The 19,287-nt window shown below is 60.4% G+C and carries 14 protein-coding genes; 9 read left to right on the top strand and 5 right to left on the bottom strand.

Annotated features, from left to right (window positions below; all coding sequences use genetic code 11):
• Window positions 1-8: 8 nt before the first annotated feature.
• Together LT42_RS12130 and LT42_RS12125 are read right to left on the bottom strand one after the other, a co-directional pair.
• Window positions 9-860, bottom strand: coding sequence for a sugar phosphate isomerase/epimerase family protein (locus LT42_RS12130; protein ID WP_037012675.1), 852 nt, complete (start codon window positions 858-860; stop codon window positions 9-11).
• A 432-nt stretch (window positions 861-1,292) separates the two neighbouring features.
• Entirely contained in the window at window positions 1,293-2,240 is a 948-nt protein-coding gene (locus tag LT42_RS12125) for a LysR family transcriptional regulator (RefSeq protein WP_037012674.1), read from the bottom strand.
• A 1,138-nt stretch (window positions 2,241-3,378) separates the two neighbouring features.
• Here LT42_RS12125 and LT42_RS12120 point away from each other — a divergent pair.
• The 3 genes from LT42_RS12120 (at window position 3,379) to mmsB (ending at window position 7,426) form a co-directional block, all read left to right on the top strand.
• On the top strand, window positions 3,379-4,707 hold the full coding sequence (locus LT42_RS12120; RefSeq protein ID WP_037012672.1) for an MFS transporter: 1,329 nt from the start codon (window positions 3,379-3,381) through the stop codon (window positions 4,705-4,707).
• 58 nt (window positions 4,708-4,765) lie between these two features.
• Window positions 4,766-6,292 (top strand): CoA-acylating methylmalonate-semialdehyde dehydrogenase, encoded by a 1,527-nt coding sequence (locus LT42_RS12115; RefSeq protein WP_037012669.1) that lies wholly within the window; start codon window positions 4,766-4,768, stop codon window positions 6,290-6,292.
• 246 nt (window positions 6,293-6,538) lie between these two features.
• Complete coding sequence (mmsB, locus tag LT42_RS12110) at window positions 6,539-7,426, top strand: 3-hydroxyisobutyrate dehydrogenase (protein WP_037012668.1); 888 nt, start codon at window positions 6,539-6,541, stop codon at window positions 7,424-7,426.
• A gap of 198 nt (window positions 7,427-7,624) precedes the next feature.
• On the opposite strand, the gene argH is transcribed toward mmsB, so the two are convergent.
• Complete coding sequence (argH, locus tag LT42_RS12105) at window positions 7,625-9,052, bottom strand: argininosuccinate lyase (RefSeq protein WP_037012667.1); 1,428 nt, start codon at window positions 9,050-9,052, stop codon at window positions 7,625-7,627.
• A 262-nt stretch (window positions 9,053-9,314) separates the two neighbouring features.
• Here argH and LT42_RS12100 point away from each other — a divergent pair, with 262 nt between their 5' ends.
• The 3 genes from LT42_RS12100 (at window position 9,315) to LT42_RS12090 (ending at window position 12,050) form a co-directional block, all read left to right on the top strand.
• Window positions 9,315-10,079 carry a sulfite exporter TauE/SafE family protein gene (locus tag LT42_RS12100; RefSeq protein ID WP_037012665.1) on the top strand — a complete coding sequence of 255 codons (765 nt, stop codon included), beginning with the start codon at window positions 9,315-9,317 and terminating at the stop codon, window positions 10,077-10,079.
• Between the two features lie 229 nt (window positions 10,080-10,308).
• Window positions 10,309-10,893: an NADPH:quinone oxidoreductase MdaB gene (mdaB, locus tag LT42_RS12095; RefSeq protein WP_037012664.1), complete on the top strand. Its 585-nt coding sequence runs from the start codon at window positions 10,309-10,311 to the stop codon at window positions 10,891-10,893.
• 260 nt (window positions 10,894-11,153) lie between these two features.
• Window positions 11,154-12,050 (top strand): LysR family transcriptional regulator, encoded by an 897-nt coding sequence (locus LT42_RS12090; RefSeq protein WP_208855897.1) that lies wholly within the window; start codon window positions 11,154-11,156, stop codon window positions 12,048-12,050.
• 473 nt (window positions 12,051-12,523) lie between these two features.
• On the opposite strand, the gene LT42_RS12085 is transcribed toward LT42_RS12090, so the two are convergent.
• Entirely contained in the window at window positions 12,524-13,402 is an 879-nt protein-coding gene (locus LT42_RS12085; RefSeq protein WP_037012661.1) for a LysR family transcriptional regulator, read from the bottom strand.
• A gap of 112 nt (window positions 13,403-13,514) precedes the next feature.
• On the opposite strand from LT42_RS12085, the gene LT42_RS12080 reads away from it, so the two are divergent.
• The 3 genes from LT42_RS12080 to ggt all read left to right on the top strand — a co-directional run bounded on the left by LT42_RS12080 (window position 13,515) and on the right by ggt (window position 17,302).
• On the top strand, window positions 13,515-14,471 hold the full coding sequence (locus tag LT42_RS12080) for a DMT family transporter (RefSeq protein ID WP_081955355.1): 957 nt from the start codon (window positions 13,515-13,517) through the stop codon (window positions 14,469-14,471).
• A 95-nt stretch (window positions 14,472-14,566) separates the two neighbouring features.
• Complete coding sequence (locus tag LT42_RS12075; protein ID WP_037012659.1) at window positions 14,567-15,466, top strand: NAD-dependent epimerase/dehydratase family protein; 900 nt, start codon at window positions 14,567-14,569, stop codon at window positions 15,464-15,466.
• Window positions 15,467-15,634: 168 nt separating this feature from the next.
• Window positions 15,635-17,302 (top strand): gamma-glutamyltransferase, encoded by a 1,668-nt coding sequence (gene ggt, locus LT42_RS12070; RefSeq protein WP_037012658.1) that lies wholly within the window; start codon window positions 15,635-15,637, stop codon window positions 17,300-17,302.
• Window positions 17,303-17,548: 246 nt separating this feature from the next.
• On the opposite strand, the gene LT42_RS12065 is transcribed toward ggt, so the two are convergent.
• Complete coding sequence (locus LT42_RS12065) at window positions 17,549-19,132, bottom strand: peptide chain release factor 3 (protein ID WP_037012656.1); 1,584 nt, start codon at window positions 19,130-19,132, stop codon at window positions 17,549-17,551.
• Window positions 19,133-19,287 lie beyond the last annotated feature (155 nt).

Here is a 19,287-nt window from a genome sequence, read left to right as displayed (position 1 = left end):
AACGCTCCTTATCGGCTGGTTGTATGAGTGAAGCGCTGGAAATGTTCGCGTTCGGTCTGCGCTATCGACACGTTGAGCGACCACAGGTCCGCGACCGGCACGTTGGTGAAGGGCAGATGATGCAGATAGCCATCTGCGCCGAATTCGGGCGTCATCGTGGTGACTTGACAACCGCGCGCCTGCTGGGATTGCCACACGGCTTGCCAGTGCTGCTGATGGAAAGCCAGTTCGCGGGCGTACTCCGGTGCGGCGGGGTGAGGAACCTGAGGGCCCTGGTCATAACCGACCCGGGCCTGGATGTGATGAACGCGTTCAACGAAGGCGCCGAGATCGTCCTCAGGGTCGTCAAGAAGGCGCTCGCACGTGACGATCCAGTGGCTGATGTCACTGGTGAACCTCAGGTCGGGAAGTTGGCGAATCAGCTCAAGGGTGACCCACGGATTGAACAGCGAACGCGCCCGGTGGGTTTCAAAGACAACGGTCTGGCCGTGCTTGCGCGCCACCTCCAGGGCCTGACCAAAAAAATCCACCTGCTGCGGCAGCTGCCATCGGTCATTGCCGGCCAGCACGTTGACGAAACGCGGTGCCAGTTCGGTGGACCAGGCGAGCTTCTGCTCCAGATCGTTGAGGTGTTCCGCCGTGGTTGCTGACTGTTCGGGGAGGACGTCGTATGCCGTGAAGACGGTAGCGATGTAGGGCACGTGGTTGGCGCGCAGGAAGGCGCCGAACTCCGCGCGCTCGCCCGGCGTCAGCGGCAGGCGTGCTTCCATGCCGTCGAATCCGGCGTCGAGCAACTCGTCTAGCGCTTGAGCCTTGCTGGCGCGGTAGCCCCAGAGGGTGCGGAAGATTTCCAGTTTCATCGAGGCTCCTCAAAGATTGCAGCTGACGTGCAAGCCGCCACTGATTAACGCAACGGCTCAAGCCGACACGGAGTACAGCGGCAGTCACATCAGAAAAAGGCAATCTTCGGGCCTGGTCTTCGCTGGACGGGCTCCTTTATTGGCGCCGATCTTAGAGTCGGCTGATGAGGCGAAAGAATAGGAAAGCTCAAATGCATAGTTCAGAGATTTCTGAACTATGGCGGGGAGAGGCAGAACAGACGTTCGGACCTTTGCAAGAGCGCGCTGGCCCGCGAATAAACTCGCTCACTCACCAAAGCTTTAGCGGCCTGACGCCGCCTTCGCGAGCAATTTGCAGCGCTACCCGGTCATTCCCATATAAACCGGGCTTGCTGCGCAGCTCCGCGACGTCTGAACGACCGGAGGCGCCTACCTCATGCCGTGACCGATGACTCAATCCACAAACGTCATCTGCCCGGTTTTACCCAGCAGAAACGCCTGGTTGCGCTCAGTGGTTTCGCGGATGTAATCCCACAGCAATGTGATCCGCTTGAGCTTCCTCAAGTCCTCCCGGCAGTACATCCAGAACTGCCGAGTGATATCCACCTCAGTCTCCAGCACTGGCAGCAGTCGCGCATCCTGTGCCGCCAGAAAACACGGCAGGATCGCCAGTGCTCGTCCCTGTAATGCCGCGACGTATTGGGCGATGACGCTGGTGCTGCGCAGCGTGGCGTGAGCGCCGGGCAGCAGGTTGCTCAGGTACAAAAGCTCGGAGCTGAAGGCCAGATCATCGACGTAGCTGATGAAGGGATGCTCGGCCAGGTCCTCGGTTTTGCGAATTGGGGGGTGGGAGTCGAGATAGTCCTGGGTGGCGTAGAGACGCAGGCTGTAATCACACAACTTGCAGCAGACGTAAGGCCCGTGCTCAGGTCGCTCTAGCGCGATGACGATATCGGCCTCGCGCTTGGACAGACTGATGAAGTGCGGCAGCGGCAGGATGTCGACTGAAATGGCCGGGTAGGTATCGGTGAAATGACTGAGCTGAGGCGTGATAAAGAAACTGCCGAACCCTTCCGTGCAACCCATTCGCACATGCCCTGACAACGCAACGCCTGAGCCTGAAACCTGCTCGCACGCGATGTGCAGCGTGCTTTCAATGGACTCGGCCGCGCCCAGCAATCGCTGGCCCTCGGGCGTCAGGATGAAGCCGGTGTTGCGGGACTTCTCGAACAACAGCGTGCCGAGAGCCGCCTCCAGTGAGCTGATCCTGCGCGACACCGTCGTGTAATCGACGGCCAGGCGTTTGGCTGCGGAGCTGGCCTTGCGCGTGCGTGCGACTTCGAGAAAAAACTTCAGGTCATCCCAGTTCAGTCCACTCAGGGAGGTGATGTTTTTTTGCATGTTGGACCTGCTTTTATGTGCGTTCTTATTAGAAGTTTGCACATCTATACTCCGAAGCGCGGCCGGATCCAACCTGACCAGTTCCTTGGAACAACACCATCCGTAGGGGCCGGCTTGCTGGATCACCAGCGCAAGCGATCACACCAGTACAACGCGGTCTGTAGGAGCCGGCTTGCTGGCGAACCGCGGTGCGTCATTGGCGCAGGTGTCGCTGTCCCGGCGCGTTCGCCAGCAAGCCGGCTCCTACAGGATTTGTGATTCGGCCAGACAACGTCGCCTAACCAGAAGAGGTAAACAGGCGAGCAAAATCACCAGCGTCAGTGGTCAAGCTATTCACACCAGTACAACGCGGTCTGTAGGAGCCGGCTTGCTGGCGAACCGGGTTTTGCCATTGGCGCAGGTGTCGCTGTCCCGGCGCGTTCGCCAGCAAGCCGGCTCCTACAGGATTTGTGATTCGGCCAGAAACGTCGCCTAACCAGAAGAGGTAAACAGGCGAGCAAAATCACCAGCGTCAGTGGTCAAGCTATTCACACCAGTACAACGCGGTCTGTAGGAGCCGGCTTGCTGGCGAACCGGATTGTGTCATTGGCGCAGGTGTCGCTGTCCCGGCGCGTTCGCCAGCAAGCCGGCTCCTACAGGATTTGTGATTCGGCCAGACAACGTCGCCTAACCAGAAGAGGTAAACAGGCGAGCAAAATCACCAGCGTCAGTGGTCGAGCTATTCACACCAGTACAACGCGGTCTGTAGGAGCCGGCTTGCTGGCGAACCGGATTGTGTCATTGGCGCAGATGTCGCTGCCCCGGCGCGTTCGCCAGCAAGCCGGCTCCTACAGGAATTGATTCGGCCACCCAACGTCGCTTTACAAGGAGGTAAACACGCCAGCAAATCACCAGTGTCAGTGGTCAAGCTGTTCACACCAGTACGACGCAATCTGTAGGAGCCGGCTTGCTGGCGAACCGGATTGTGTCATTGGCGCAGATGTCGCTGCCCCGGCGCGTTCGCCAGCAAGCCGGCTCCTAAAGGATTTGGGACCCATCCAGCTTTTTGTAACCCAATCGATATGAGGTAAGCGCTCCACCACATCGCCCCACCCACACGCATAGCACCCTGCACAACAATAAATAAGCGGAGGAGTTTATGAAGAACGCTATAACGGCGGACGCCAGCGCACTCGATGCCGGCTCTGTAAAAGACGCCCGATCCTACCGGCTTGCCGGCGCGGCGAGCATGGCCGGGACCACCATTGAGTGGTACGACTTTTTTCTTTACGGCACTGCAGCCGCCCTGATCTTCAACAAGATATTTTTCCCTGCACTGGACCCGATCATCGGCGTGTTGGCGGCCTTCGCCACTTATGCGGTGGGCTTTCTCGGCCGGCCGTTGGGCGGCATCGTGTTCGGCCATTTCGGCGACAAGATCGGTCGCAAGTCCATGCTGCTGTTCACGCTGATGCTGATGGGAATTCCGACCATCATCATCGGCCTGATTCCCACCTATGAGCAGATCGGCTATTGGGCAGCGGTGTTGCTGGTGGCGATGCGCTTTTTACAGGGCATGGCGGTGGGCGGAGAGTGGGGCGGTGCGGTGCTGATGGCAGTTGAGCACGCCCCCGAAGGTCGCAAGGGCTTCTACGGCAGCCTGCCCCAAACCGGCGTCGGCGCGGGGTTGGTGCTGGCGTCGCTGGCCATGGGCATGGTCGCGAAGTTGCCTGAAGCCGACATGCTCAGCTGGGGCTGGCGAATTCCGTTCCTGGCCAGCGTCGTGCTGCTCGGCGTAGGTTGGCTGATTCGCCTGAAGGTTCCGGAATCGCCCGATTTCGAGAAGCTCAAAAAAGACAACATCGCCGTCAAGGTGCCGTTGTTCAAAGTATTCCGCGAGCACCCCAAAGAAACCCTGACGATCATTGGCGCGCGGACTGCCGAGAACGCCTGGTTTTACATGTCAGTGACCTTCGCGTTGGCGTATGCCGCCAACCAGTTGCTCATCCCCCGTGCCGATGTCCTGAGCGCGATCACTGCTGGCGCTGCGCTTTCGCTGGTGACGATGCCGCTGTGCGGCCACCTGTCCGACAAGGTCGGCCAGAAACGTCTGTATTTCGCCGGGCTTCTGCTGCTCTGCGCTTTCGTCTATCCGTTCTTCGCCATGCTTGGCACCCGCGAGCCGCAAATGGTGTGGTGGGCGATGGTGCTGGCCGTCGGCGTGGTCTTCCCGATCCTGTACGCCCCTGAGTCGCTGCTGTTTGCCCGACAGTTTCCGGCCGAGATTCGCTACAGCGGTATCTCTGTGTCGGTGCAGCTGGCCGGCGTCCTGGGCGGTGGATTCGCGCCGATGATCGCTACCCAGCTATTGGCGCTAGGCGGTGGCAGCCCGCACTACGTGATCGTTTACCTGATCGGCATGGCGTTGGTGGCCCTGGTGTGCACCGCGCTGATGAAACGCGATCCACCTCGTCATCGCGCTGGCTGAAACGAACTTTTTTCAGTGCGCCGACGCACGCGCACTGCCTTGAATGGAGCGACTGTTAATGAACGTGTCATTGAACAAAAACAACACCACCGTGGCCCGCGTGAAATTGCTGATTGGCGGCGAGTGGGTCGATTCACAATCCAGCGAGTGGCTGGAGGTGGTCAATCCGGCAACCCAGGAAGTGCTGGCCCATGTGCCACTTGCTACAGCGGCTGAGGTCGATGCTGCCGTTGCCGCTGCACAGAACGCATTCACCACCTGGCGGTACACTCCGATTGGCGCCCGTATGCGCATCATGCTCAAGCTGCAGGCACTGATCCGCGAACACTCCAAACGCATCGCTGCCGTTCTCAGCGCCGAACAGGGCAAAACCATTGCCGATGCCGAGGGCGATATTTTTCGCGGCCTGGAGGTGGTGGAGCATGCCTGCTCCATCGGCACCTTGCAGATGGGCGAATTCGCCGAAAACGTCGCGGGTGGCGTGGACACCTACACACTGCGTCAGCCGATCGGCGTCTGCGCGGGGATCACGCCGTTCAACTTCCCGGCGATGATCCCGCTGTGGATGTTCCCCATGGCCATCGCCTGCGGTAATACCTTCGTGCTCAAGCCGTCCGAACAAGATCCGATGTCTACGATGCTGTTGGTGGAGCTGGCCGTCGAGGCGGGCGTACCTGCCGGCGTGCTGAACGTGGTCCACGGCGGTAAGGACGTGGTCGACGGCCTCTGCACCCATAAAGACATCAAGGCCGTGTCCTTTGTCGGCTCGACGGCGGTGGGTACTCACGTCTACGACCTGGCGGGCAAACACGGCAAGCGCGTGCAGTCGATGATGGGGGCCAAGAACCACGCGGTGGTGCTGCCCGATGCCAATCGCGAACAGACCCTCAATGCGCTGGTTGGCGCAGGGTTCGGTGCGGCCGGTCAACGCTGCATGGCAACGTCGGTGGTGGTGATGGTTGGCGCCTCGAAGCAGTGGATTCCCGATCTCAAGGCGCTGGCGCAAAAGCTGACCGTGAATGCGGGGAGCGAGGCAGGCACAGACGTCGGACCGGTGATTTCTCGGCGTGCGAAACAGCGCATCCTCGACCTGATCGAAAGCGGCGTTCAAGAGGGTGCCACCCTTGAGCTGGACGGACGCGGCATTACGGTGCCGGGCTACGAGCAAGGCAACTTCGTCGGGCCGACGCTCTTTACGGGCGTGACGACCGACATGCAGATCTACACTCAGGAAATCTTCGGGCCGGTGCTGGTGGTCCTGGAAGTCGACACGCTGGATCAGGCCATCGCGCTGGTCAACGCCAATCCGTTCGGCAATGGCGTTGGTCTGTTCACCCAAACCGGCGCCGCTGCGCGCAAATTCCAGAGCGAAATCGACGTGGGGCAGGTGGGCATCAATATTCCGATTCCAGTGCCGGTGCCATTCTTCAGCTTCACCGGATCGCGGGGCTCCAAGCTCGGCGACCTGGGCCCTTACGGCAAACAGGTGGTGCAGTTCTACACTCAGACCAAGACGGTCACCAGCCGCTGGTTCGACGACGACAGTGTGAATGACGGCGTGAATACGACGATTAACTTGCGCTGAGTGCAGCGCGCTTATCAAGCATGACAACACTGCTGGGACCTGCGGATTGTGGGAGTGAGCCTGCTGGCGAAGAGGCCGGGAAGCCGCTAAGTCTTCAGCGACTGAAATGCCGTCTTCGCGAGCAAGCTCGCTCCCACCGGGACTGTGCTTGCTGACCGACGGCGCAGCGCCCGTACGCCTCAGAATTTCCTAAAGAGATCGCATTCCGTTAGGCGCTATGGCTGAGTTTTGAACAAGGAGAACACCATGAAAATTGCATTCATCGGCTTGGGCAACATGGGCGCTCCAATGGCCCGCAATCTGATCCGTGCCGGGCATCAGCTGCATTTGTTCGACCTTAACCAACAGGTGCTGGCCGAGCTGGCGGAGCTGGGCAGTCGCATCAGTGAGTCGCCCAAACATGCGGCACAGGGCGCGGACCTGGTGATCACCATGCTGCCTGCCGCCGCCCACGTGCGTGCGGTGTACCTGAATGACGACGGGGTACTGGCCGGGATCAGTGCCGGGGTGCCGGCGGTGGATTGCAGCACCATCGACCCGCAAACCATTCGTGATGTGGCGGCTGCGGCCGCTAAACAGGGCGTGGTGGTCGGCGACGCGCCTGTGTCAGGCGGTACGGGTGGCGCGCAGGCTGGCACGCTGACGTTCATGGTGGGCGCCAGTCAGGAGCACTTCACGGTGCTCAAGCCAATTCTTGCGCAGATGGGCCGTAACATCGTCCATTGCGGCGATGTGGGCACCGGCCAGATCGCCAAGATCTGCAACAACATGCTGCTGGGGATTTCCATGATCGGCGTGGCGGAGGCGATGGCGCTGGGCGACCGACTGGGTATCGACACCGGCGTGCTGGCCACCATCATCAACAGCTCGACCGGCCGTTGCTGGAGCTCTGAAATGTATAACCCATGGCCCGGGGTGGTGGAAACCGCGCCGGCCTCGCGGGGCTATACCGGCGGGTTTGGCGCCGAACTCATGCTCAAGGACCTGGGCCTGGCGACCGAGGCTGCAAAAGCTGCACGCCAACCGGTGCTCATGGGCGCGCTGGCGCAACAGCTGTACCAGGCGATGAGCTTGCGCGGCGACGGCGGCAAAGACTTCTCGGCGGTGGTCGAGGGGTACATCAAGAAAGGCTGAATACACCGCCCATACCCGACGCCTTCCCGGCTAAAGCCGGTCCCACACTATGCACGCGGTCAATCAGTGGGACCGTCTTCAGCCGGGAAGAGGCCAGCACCGACACCGCGATTTGGCGGCGTGACATCCGACGTTTTCCCGGCTAAAGCCGGTCCCACACTGTGCGCGCTTCCCGGCAAAGGTCTGTCCCAATGACAACTAACCCCGCGGGCCGCTGTAATCGTTGGCCCACTGCTCTTGGGCGGTCAGGTGCAGTTTGAACCGCTCAATCTGCTCCGCCACCCGAGCCGGCGACGTCCCGCCCCAACCGCTGCGCGCCGCCAGCGCCGCCTCCAGCGTCAGGCTCTCAAGCACTTCCGGCGTCAGGCGGGCATCGGTGTCCGCAAGCATTTGCGGTGTCAGCTCGGGCAAGCCGATGTCCTGCGCCTCACACAGTTGCACCAGTTGCCCGGTGATCTCGTGCGCTTCCTTGAACGGCACGCCGCGCACCGCCAGCCAGTCCGCGATTTCCGTCGCCAGGGTGAAGCCCAGCGGCGCCTGACGCAGCAACTCGTCCTTGCGCACCTTCATCGTGCGAACCATGCCGGCGAAGGCGGGCAGCACCAGATTCAGCGTGTCCACTGCATCGAAGATCGCATGCTTGTCTTCGCTCAAATCCCGGTTGTAAGACAGCGGCTGCGCCTTGAGCACCGAGAGAATCGCCGTCAGTGAGCCGATCAATCGGCCTGACTTGCCCCGGGCCAGCTCAGCGATGTCCGGGTTCTTTTTCTGCGGCATGATCGAGCTGCCTGTGGCGTAGGCATCGTCGAGTTCGACCCAACGAAACTGCCGCGACGTCCAGATGCAGAACTCCTCGGCCATTCGCGAGATGTTGATGCCCAGCATGCTCGCGCAGAACAGAAACTCAGCCACATGATCGCGGCTGGCAACGGCGTCGATGGAGTTCTCGCACGGCCCTGCGTAGCCCATCTCTGCTGCCGAACGCTGAGGGTCATGCGCAATCGCAGACCCGGCCATGGCGGCAGCGCCGAGCGGTGAAAGGTTGAAGCGCCGATCCCAGTCCTGTAGCCGCTGGATGTCGCGATGAATTGCTTGGGCGTGGGCCATCAAGTGGTGGCCGAAGACAATCGGCTGCGCCTGTTGCAGGTGGGTGAAGCCTGGCGCGATGGTGTTGACGTGCTGCTCGGCCTGGTCGACCAGCGCCTGTTGCAGATCAAGGACCGACAAGGTCAGCAGGCGAATCCGGTCGCGCAGAAACAGGCGCATGTCGTTGGCCGTCTGGTCATTGCGCGAGCGCCCGGCGCGAAGCTTGCCGCCCAGTGCGCCGAGCCGTTCGGTGAGCAGGCGCTCGATGAAGGTGTGTACGTCTTCGTCTGCGGCAATGGGCTGGACCTTGCCGGCGGCAAAGTCCTCGTCGATCGAGTGCAGGGCGGCGATGATACGCTGCGTCTCGTCAGCGTCCAGCAAGCCTGCGCGTTCCAGCTCATGGGCGTGGGCTTTCGAGCCGGCAACGTCGTAGGGCGTCATGCGGAAATAGGCGGCCGGCGAGCGCGACAGGTTGGCCATCGCTTCGGCCGGTCCGGACTTGAAGCGCGCGCCCCACAGACGCTCGGTTGCATCGGACATAGACATTCCCCCTTCAAACATGTGATGGCTGGCGAGCCAGGCGTCAACGACGTGAGACGATCCTAGGAAATTGCTGGCGATGGGGAAACGTCACAAATGGCAAGTCGGGTTGGCAAAAATGGAAAGCTGGCCTGCTTGGTGTTTTAGCTGACAGCCAGCGCTTGGTAGCGATGCCGATGTTTGCCGTTTCCGCAGGTGGCCGAATGTGGTGAAGTGGCGCCGATATTCGCTTTTCAACCGTCGACTTTCGCAGGATGCGCTCATGGCTGCTTTTTTCACTCTGTACCAGGACCTTGGCTGGAGTTTTTCGGTGCTGGTCATGCTGACGTTTCTGCTGGCAGGGACGGTCAAAGGGGTGATCGGCATGGGACTGCCGACGGTGGCGATGGGTTTGCTCGGGGTGATGATGCTGCCAACCCAGGCGGCAGCCTTGCTGCTGATTCCATCGACGCTCACCAATTTTTGGCAGCTGGCGACGGGCGGGCATCTGCGCGGCCTGTGCGTTCGTTTATGGCCGCTGTTGCTGATGATCGTCATCGGCACGATGATCGGCTCTTACACGCTGGGGCTCGGCAATGGGCACGGGATGGCGAGGGCATTGGGGGCTGCGCTGTTTGTGTATGCCCTGTGCGGGCTGTTCCTGCCGACACTCAATGTCCCGCCCGCTGCCGAGCGCTGGCTCGGGCCTCTGTGCGGGCTGGTTACCGGCCTGGTCACATCAGCCACTGGCGTCTTTGTCATTCCCGCGGTGCCTTATATTCAGGGGCTGCGACTTGATCGCAATGAACTGGTCCAGGCATTGGGGTTGTCGTTCACCGTCTCAACGCTGGCGCTGGGCGTGGGGCTGTTCTGGAATGGCGCAGTGGGCAGCGCAGAAATGGGAGCCTCTGTGCTCGCGCTGCTGCCGGCGCTGCTCGGCATGATGTTCGGGCAATGGCTGCGTCAGCGCATCAGCGCGTTGCTGTTCAAGCGCATATTCTTCATCGGCATGGCTTTGCTGGGCGCCCACTTGATGATTGCGGGTTAAGCGAGGCGCGCCGGCATCTAGTCGTCCGCTCATAGCGCGCATTCCCTACATTGAGCGCGAGAATTCACCAATACGTGTGTCATTCGTGAATCCAGCGCAAAGGTATTTTGCTGCGCCGCTGCTTATTCTTGCCCCATCCCATCGATATCCTGCCGTCCATTCCATACAGATAACGCTCAATCCGGCACTGCCCAGGCGCAGGCCGCGTTGACTTCGGACGAGGCTTGATATGAAGAAAGTACTGTTTCTCAACGGCGGCAAACAATTTGCGCATTCGGAAGGTCGTTATAACGCGACTCTGCATGAGGCTGGTCTGGCGTTTTTGGACCGTGCCGGCTTTGAGGTGCAACAGACGTACATCGACGCAGGCTACGACGTGGCCGCCGAGGTGCAGAAATTTCTCTGGGCCGATGTGATCATCTGGCAAATGCCCGGCTGGTGGATGGGCGCGCCATGGACGGTGAAGAAATACATCGACGAGGTGTTTACCGAAGGTCATGGCAGCCTTTACGCCAACGATGGTCGCAGCCGTTCCGATGCCTCGCGCAAGTACGGCAGCGGCGGCTTGCTGCACGGCAAGCAATACATGATCTCGGCGACCTGGAACGCGCCGCAGCCGGCCTTTGACGACCCGTCGGACTTCTTCGAAGCCAAGGGCGTCGACGCGGTCTACTTTCCCTTCCACAAAGCCAACCAGTTTCTCGGCATGACCGGCCTGCCGACTTTTTTGGCGGTTGACGTGATGAAGGTGCCGAACATCGACGCAGACGTGAAACGCTATGAAGCGCACTTGGCGTCGGTATTGGCGGGCTAGGCTTCAAGCTTCAAGCCTCAAGCCTCAAGCCTCAAGCCTCAAGTCTCAAGCCTCAAGCCTCAAGCGTGTGTGCGATGCGTACGCTCGGCTTGTAGCTTGTAGCTTGTAGCTTGTAGCTTGTAGCTTGTAGCTTGTAGCTTGTGGCTCGTAGCTCGTAGCTCGTAGCTTGAAGCTTGAAGCTTGAAGCTTGAAGCTTGAAGCTTGAAGCTTGTAGCTTGCAACTAGTAGCTTGACGCTCTTCTTGCAGGCGAGGGATGACAGTGAAAGCCAGATCGGATGAGTTGCAGGTGTTTGTCACGGTGATTGAAAGCGGCTCGATTTCTGCCGCTGCCGAGCAGGTTGGCCAGACGCCTTCGGCAATCAGCCGCACGCTGTCGCGACTTGAAGGCAAGCTGGGGACCACGTTGATCAACCGCACCACGCGGCGCATGGACCTGACAGAGGAGGGCAAGTTTTTCCTTGAGCGGGCCAGGCAGATTCTGAACCAGATGGAAGAGCTTGAAGAGCGCATGTCGGTGCGCCAGCAGACGCCATCGGGTCGCTTGCGGATCAATGCGGCGTCGCCATTCATGCTGCATTCGATCGTTCCGTACGTTGCCGAATTCCGAGCGCTCTATCCCGACATCCAGCTGGAACTGAACAGCAATGACCTCATCATTGATCTGCTGGAGCAGAGCACCGACGTGGCCATCCGTATCGGCGTGCTGGCCGACTCGACGTTGCACGCCCGCCCGCTCGGCACCAGTCCGCTGAACATCCTGGCGAGCCCCCAATACCTCGAGAAACACGGCACGCCGAACACCGTGGCAGCGCTGAGCGAGCATTCGCTGCTGGGCTTCACGCAGACCGAAACCCTCAATCACTGGCCGCTTCGTCATGCCGACGGGGATCGCCTTTTCATCCAGCCAACGGTGTCGGCCTCCAGCGGTGAAACGTTACGTCAGCTGGCGCTGGCGGGGCAGGGCATCGTCTGCCTGTCACACTTCATGACCCACGATGACATCCGTCATGGCCGGCTGATCGTCATCCTGCCCGAGGCCAACAGCGGTTATCGTCAGCCGATCCATGCGGTCTATTACCGCAACTCACAGCTGGCGCTGCGGATTCAATGTTTTCTGGATTTCATTCAGCAGAAGCTGGCGGTGTACGCCGCTTAGAGCGAATAAATGCGCGCCGCATGACCGCAAATATCAAATCCCGCGCCCTGCACACATCCGTAGGAGCCGGCTTGCTGGCGAATGCATCTCTTCAGGCGTTGGTGTGTTGAATGGACCTCCCGTTCGCGGGCAAGCGCGCTCCTACACTTGGCCCCGCAAATCTCAAATCCCGCGGGCTGCACACATCCGTAGGAGCCGGCTTGCTGGCGAATGCATATTTTCAGGCGTTGGTGTGTTGAATGGACTTCCCCGTTCGCGGGCAAGCGCGCTCCTACACTTGGCCCCGCAAATATCAAATCCAGCGGGCTGCACACATCCGTAGGAACCGGCTTGCTGGCGAATGCATCTCCTCAGGCGTTGCTGTGCTGAATGGACTTCCCCGTTCGCGGGCAAGCGCGCTCCTACAGCGGAATGCGTGCACCCGCGGCCGGCTCATTCAACCGATAGGCTGTCGGTGGGTTTGAGGTACGCCTTCAATCCGCACGCACCTCACTGAATTCCTCACGCAGCATCGCCACCAACGCCTCGCGTGCCGGATGATGTTCGGCGTTCTCGTGCCAGTAGAACAGGTTGTCGATGGAGGTCAGTTCAGCAAATTCATAACCTACCCAGCCCGAGCCTTTCCGGTATTGCTCATAGACGCCCTTGGGCACCAGCGCCACGCCGGCACCCGCGCTGACGCATCCGACGATGGTGCCGTAATTGGCGATGCTGACAATGGACTGGGTTTGGCCATTGTTCTGTAACCAGCGCTCCAGCGCCGCCCGATAGGGGCAGCCGTCGGGCCACATGAAAATGGATTTGCCCTGCAAGTCTGCCGCGCTGTGAATCGGCCCCAACGACTCGGCGGCGATCAGCACGAGGTCCTCGCGGTACATCGACGTGCGCTTGAGGCGCGGACGTTTCACATCAATGGCGACAATGGCGCCGTCGAGTTTTTGATTGAGCGTGGCGTCGAGCAGTTGCGTGCCGGTGCCGGTAGTCAGCTCCAGCGACACCTGCGGGTAGCGGGCATGGAAGCGTGCCAGCAACCGGGGCAGGCGGGCAGTTGCTGACGACTCGATGGCGCCGATTCGCAACGGGCCGGACGGCGCTGCATCCGGATGCACTGCGCGTTTGGCTTCGTCGGCCAGGCTCAACATCTTGCCCGCATACGTGAGGAAGATTTCCCCGGCCGGACTGATCCTCAATCCACGGCCCTGACGGTAAAACAATTCGGTTCCCAGCTCCGCCTCCAGCGTCTTGAGGCGCGCGGTGATGTTCGACGGCACGCAGTGCAACACCTCGGCGGCGCGGGCGATGCTGCCGGTGTCCGCGACGGTTTTGAACATGCGGATCTGAGCCAATTCCATTCATCACCAAAAGTGAGGAGTTAAGTCATTATTGTTCGGTTGTGGTGAGCATAGGATGTTTCGATACTCGCGGCCAAGGGCAGGCGGCGGGCCGGTTCACTGGAGTATCGATATGGCGGCGGTAAATGAAATTCTGCAGGGGCCGGGCTTTGCCGAAAACGCCGGCGTGCGCTGGCAGCGGCTGAAAGTCGTTCTCGCGACCTTCTTTGTAATCGCCTGCTGGGGTTTCTCGCCCACCGGCATCCGCATCGGTTTGCAGGCCTACGAGCCCGGTCATCTGGCGCTGCTGCGCTTTCTCATTGCTTCCGCCTTCATGCTGATCATCGCCTCGTCGTTGCGCATCTCTCTGCCGCGTCCGAAAGATTTGCCATTGCTCGCCGTGCTCGGTTTCTTTGCGGTCAGCCTGCATCACATCGCGCTTAACTTTGGCCAGGCTGGCGTGACCGCCGGGGCATCCAGCGTTCTGGTGCAATCGACGCCCCTGTTCACAGCGCTGCTGGCGCATTTCGTCTTCAAGGAGCGGGTCAGCGCCTGGCGTTGGGGCTGCGTTGCGCTTGGGCTGGTGGGCGCTGCGATTGTCGTCACCGGCGACCGTGGCATTGGACACCTGAATGCACGGGGCCTGCTCATCCTGGTTGCGGCGTTTTCCTGGAGTGTTTATTTCTCCCTGCAGAAGCGTCACAGCCATCGCTACGACGGGCTGACCATGGTCTGTTACACAGTGTGGGCGGGCACAGTTTTCTTGCTGGTCTATCTGCCGGGGCTGATTGGCGAAATTTTCAATGCGCCGCTGCGGGTCAACGTGGCAGTGGGTGTTCTGGGACTCTTTCCCAGCGCGCTGGCTTACCTGGCCTGGGCCTACGTTTTGAAACACATGGACGTCAGCCGCGCGTCGATGAGCTTGTACCTCACGCCACCCATGGCCATCGCAATCGCCTCGGTGATGCTGGGCGAGTTGCCTTCACAGCAAGTCATCGTCGGTTCGATCGTCGTGCTGGCCAGTGTTCTGGCGATGAATCTGCGTCGGGAGCGGCCCGTCGTGTACCCGGTGGTGCAGAAGCATTCATGAGCTGAGCGCAAGACTGATTTGGTTTGGCCTGCCTTTTTCACAATCAACCATCGGTCGATACTGACTCCCACATTCAAGCCACAAGGGAGTCACCCATGAACGTATTCATTACCGGCGCCGCAGGTTTCATCGGTGGCTCCATCGCAACCGGTCTGGTCAACAAAGGCCATCAGGTCACAGGTCTGGTGCGCAACGCTGAACAAGCAGCCGAGCTCAAGGCGCTCGGCATCGAGCCGGTCATCGGTACGCTTGACGACGAAGCGTTGCTCATCGAGCAGGCGCGCAAAGCGGACGGCGTCATCAATGCTGCCAGCAGTGATCATCGTGGCGCGGTCGAAGCACTGCTCAGCGGTTTGCGCGGTACAAACAAGCCGTTCTTGCACACCAGCGGGTCGAGCATCGTTGGCGATGCATCGGGGGGTGAAGGCTCGGACAACATCTACTACGAAGGTCAACTGCCGGCAGCCACACCGGACAAGGCCGCGCGGGTGGCGATCGATGATCTGGTTCTGGCCGCAGCGAATGATGGCGTACGCTCGGCGGTGCTGTGCAACTCGCTGATTTACGGCCATAGCCTGGGTGTCCGTCGCGACAGTGTGCAGTTGCCGCGGCTCATCAAACAGGCGCGCAAAAGCGGCGTCGTTCGCCATGTCGGAACCGGCGGCAACATCTGGTCCAACGTGCACATCAATGACGTCGTCGAGCTCTACGCCCTGGCGCTGGAAAACACCCCGGCGGGCACTTTCTACTTCGTCGAGAGCGGCGAGGCGTCGTTCCGCGACATGAGCAACGCCATCGCAGAAGCCTTGGGCCTGGGCCCGGCTCAGGACTGGCCACTGAAAGACGCGGAGGCCGAGTGGGGTTATGAGATGGCCAACTACGGTCTGGGCTCCAACAGCCGAGTGCGCGGCAAACATGCTCGGGAGCTGCTGGGTTGGGTGCCTGAAACCACGTCGGTGCTGGACTGGATCAAGCGCGATTGCATCAAGGGCTGACCTTGTCGGCTTGACGGACCTTCCTGGCCAGGCCAAACGGTCACCTTCGGGTGGCCGTTTGCGTTTGCGGCAAGTTTCATCATTAATGTGCAGCCGGACCGTTAGTCTCTTCAGCCTCCAGACAGCACGTCAGCCTCAAGCTGTCGCATTTTTCATCAAGGAAGCCCCATGCGTGCAGTGACCCTCAAAACCCTTGCCCTGTCGGTGATGTTCGTCGCGAGCTCGCCGGTGTTTGCCGTGGCGCTGGAGGGTGGCGCCGTGGCGTCCCCTGATCAATACGGCGCTCAAGTGGCGGCGCAAATCCTCAAGAAAGGCGGCAACGCCGTCGATGCTGCCGTCGCCACAGCCTTTACGCTGGCGGTGACCTATCCCGAAGCGGGCAACATCGGCGGCGGTGGCTTCATGACGCTGTTCATGAACGGCAAGCCGTATTTTCTGGATTACCGCGAAGCGGCGCCCAAGTCCGCGACACGCAATATGTACCTGGACGATAAAGGCGAAGTCATTCCGGGAATGAGCCTCGTCGGGGCGCGCGCGTCAGGTGTGCCTGGCACAGTGATGGGCTTGTGGGAGGCGCATCAGAAGTTCGGCAAATTGCCGTGGTCAGAACTGCTGACACCGGCCATTGGTTACGCCAAAAATGGCTTCACGGTGGCCGACAAGCAGTACATGTATGGCGCCGAAGCGATCAAACAGCTCAACGGCAAGACCAACTTTGCCGACTATTTTGGCAACATGAAGGCCGGCGAGACGTTCCGTCAGCCGGAGCTGGCCAAGACACTGGAACGGATTGCCAGCAAAGGCGTCAATGAGTTCTATCAGGGCCAGACCGCCGATTTGCTGGTGGCCCAGATGCAGCACGACAACGGCCTGATTACCCGGCAGGACCTGCAGGATTACAAAGCCATCTGGCGCAAGCCGTTGCACGTCAACTTCAACGGCAACACGCTCTATACCGCGCCATTGCCCAGCTCAGGCGGCATTGCCCTGGCACAGCTGATCGGCATGAAGCAGCAGCTCGCGGACGACTTCAACGGCGTGCCGCTTAATTCGGCGCGCTACGTCCATCTGCTCGCTGAAATTGAAAAACGCGTATTCGCCGATCGCGCCAACTACCTGGGCGACCCGGACTTTTCGGTGGCGCCGGTGAGTCAGTTGACCGATCACGCTTACCTGGCCAAGCGCGCTCATGAGGTCAACCCGACGGCAATCTCCCCCACGGAGAACGTAAAAGCCGGGCTTGAGTCGCATCAGACCACGCACTTCTCCATTGTCGACGCCAAGGGCAATGCGGTGAGCAACACCTACACCCTGAACTGGGATTACGGCAGCGGCGTGGTGGTGAAGGGCGCAGGTTTTCTGATGAACGACGAGATGGATGACTTCAGTTCCAAGCCAGGCGTTGCCAACGCCTTCGGTGTGGTGGGCGGTGATGCCAACGCGATTGAACCGGGCAAGCGCATGCTGTCGTCGATGAGCCCAAGCCTCGTCACCCGCGACGGGGCCGTGACGCTGGTGCTGGGTACGCCAGGCGGCTCACGGATTTTCACCACCGTGTTTCAGGTGCTGAACAACATCTACGACTTCCACATGCCGCTCAAGGACGCGGTTGCCGCCCAGCGGGTTCATCACCAGTTGCTGCCGAAAGACACGATCTACACCGAGAAATTTGCGCCGATGCCGGCTTCGGTTGCCGATGAACTCACCGCCATGGGGTACACCCTGAAAGACCAGGGCTGGTCGATGGGCAATGTGCAGGCAATCAAAATTGACGGCACGAAAGTCGAGACCGCGTCCGATCCTCGTGGGAGGGGAGTGGGGATGGTGGTGAAGTGAGGGTCAACTGATCGTTCCCAGGTACCGCGGACGATCATCAAACGCCAATCTGGTTCACGCCGTTGCCCGATGTAGGAGCGCGCTTGCCCGCGAAGGGTAGGTACAACCGACACAAATCCGTCGTCAGAAGTGCAGCTTCGCGGGCAAGCGCGCTCCTACAGGGCCCTGCGCCTGACTCCAGGTTGCCGATCGTTCCCACGCAGAACGTGGGAACGATCATCAATGCAGCCTGATGGTCACCAGTGTTTAGTGATGTTCCCGCGTTGCGCGGAATTTCACGTCGGGCCAGCGTTCTTCCATCAAGGCCAGGTTGACCCGCGTCGGCGCCAGATAGGTCAGGTGGCCGCCGCCGTCCACCGCGAGGTTTTCCACGGCCTTGTTCTCGAATTCCTCGAGCTTCTTTTTGTCGCTGCAATCGATCCAGCGGGCTGACCACACGGTGATCGGCTCGTAGGCGCATTCGACCTTGTATTCTTCCTTCAGCCGGCTGGCGACCACATCGAACTGCAGCACACCGACGGCGCCGAGGATGATGTCGTTGCTGCGCTGCGGGAAGAACACCTGGGTTGCGCCTTCCTCGGCCAGTTGCTGCAGACCCTGCCGAAGCTGTTTGGATTTCAGCGGGTCCTTCAGGCGCACGCGGCGGAACAGCTCGGGGGCGAAGTGCGGAATCCCGGTGAAACCCAGGGCTTCGCCTTCGCTGAAGGTATCGCCGATCTGAATCGTGCCGTGGTTGTGAAGGCCGATGATGTCGCCGGCGTAGGCTTCTTCCAGCTGCTCACGCTCGCTGGAGAAGAACGTCAGTGCGTCGCCAATGCGCACGTCCTTGCCGGTGCGCACGTGGCGCATTTTCATCCCCTTGTCGTATTTGCCGGAGCAGATGCGCATGAAGGCGATGCGGTCGCGGTGCTTGGGGTCCATGTTCGCCTGAATCTTGAACACAAAACCGGTGAATTTTTCTTCGACCGGCTCGACCGTGCGCTCGTTGGCGACGCGAGCCAGCGGCTTGGGCGCCCAGTCCACCACGGCGTCGAGCACGTGATCGACACCGAAGTTGCCCAGCGCCGTACCGAAAAACACCGGGGTCAACTGGCCGTCGAGAAATTCCTGCTGGTTGAACTCATGGCAGGCACCCTGCACCAGCTCCAGTTGATCGACAAAGCGATCGTACTCGTCACCCAGGTGAGCGCGCGCCTCGTCGGAGTCGAGCTTCTCGATGATTTTCACCTCGGTGCGCTCGTGACCGTGACCGGCGGTGTAGACGATGATGTAGTCGTCGGCGAGGTGGTAAACGCCCTTGAAATCGCGGTAGCAACCAATCGGCCAAGTGATCGGCGCTGCTTTGATCTTCAGCACCGCTTCGATCTCGTCCAGCAGCTCGATCGGGTCGCGAATGTCGCGGTCGAGCTTGTTGATGAAACTCACGATCGGCGTGTCGCGCAGACGGCAGACGTCCATCAGCGCAATGGTGCGCGGCTCAACGCCTTTACCGCCGTCGAGGACCATCAGCGCCGAGTCGACAGCAGTCAGCGTGCGGTAGGTGTCTTCGGAGAAGTCTTCGTGGCCCGGGGTGTCGAGCAGGTTGATCATGTGATCGCGATAGGGGAACTGCATGACCGAGGTGGTGATGGAAATCCCGCGCTGCTTCTCCATTTCCATCCAGTCGGAGGTGGCGTGACGGTCGGATTTACGCGACTTCACCGTACCGGCGACGGAAATGGCCTTGCCCATCAGAAGGAGCTTTTCAGTGATGGTGGTCTTACCCGCATCGGGGTGGGAAATGATGGCGAAAGTGCGGCGTTTCGCGACTTCGGCGGCCTGTCTGGTCATGGGAAATCGCCCGAGAGGTGATTCAAAAAAGGGCGGCGATTATAGCCCAAACCAAACCAATAACCGAACCGTTCAGTCAATCAGGGGTGGCCAGATACCATCTCACGTGGGAACCTTTGCGGTTAAGGAGACGTCCATTCCCTGGTATCGCTACA

Origin of the sequence: Pseudomonas lutea, from assembly GCF_000759445.1 — a bacterium.
GTDB classification, from domain to species: domain Bacteria; phylum Pseudomonadota; class Gammaproteobacteria; order Pseudomonadales; family Pseudomonadaceae; genus Aquipseudomonas; species Aquipseudomonas lutea.
This window is presented reverse-complemented; position numbering and strand designations above follow the sequence as displayed.